Source organism: Streptococcus oralis (assembly GCF_003943415.1).
Taxonomy (GTDB): Bacteria; Bacillota; Bacilli; order Lactobacillales; family Streptococcaceae; genus Streptococcus; species Streptococcus oralis_BJ.
Genome location: NZ_RJPK01000035.1, coordinates 1 through 615, shown reverse-complemented (window position 1 = coordinate 615; position 615 = coordinate 1). Strand labels below are relative to the sequence as shown.

The 615-nt window shown below is 46.7% G+C and carries 1 protein-coding gene; it reads left to right on the top strand.

The window, feature by feature from the left end:
* Positions 1–83: 83 nt before the first annotated feature.
* A partial coding sequence (locus tag D8801_RS09735) for an alanine--tRNA ligase-related protein (RefSeq protein WP_260468155.1) occupies positions 84–615 on the top strand: 532 nt, incomplete at its 3' end.

The window sequence follows — 615 nt, the reverse complement described above, 5'->3', positions numbered from 1 at the left end:
GCTCTCGTCCCTGTGTAAACGTTGTTTGCATAGGGCGGGGGCTTTTTAATTTGCATGTGCATCATTTAAAGGAGGAAAAAATAATGAAGACATTGACATCCGCACAAGTGCGCCAAATGTTTTTAGATTTTTTTAAAGAAAAAGGGCATGCCGTTGAACCGAGCGCCTCTCTTATTCCGCATGAAGATCCCTCCCTGCTTTGGATCAACAGCGGAGTTGCGACGCTGAAAAAATATTTTGACGGACGGGTTGTGCCGGAGAATCCGCGTATCTGCAACGCTCAAAAATCAATCAGGACGAACGATATTGAAAATGTCGGGAAAACAGCCCGCCACCATACGTTCTTTGAAATGCTCGGGAACTTTTCGATCGGCGATTATTTCAAAGAAGAAGCGATCGAGTGGGCATGGGAATTTTTAACCGATCAAAAATGGATCGGCTTCGATCCCGAACGGCTGTCAGTCACGGTCCATCCGGAAGATGACGAAGCGTATGAATTATGGTCAAAAAAAATCGGCGTTCCTGAGGAACGGATCATCAGACTGGAAGGAAACTTCTGGGATATCGGTGAAGGCCCGAGCGGACCGAATACCGAAATTTTCTATGACCGCGGTG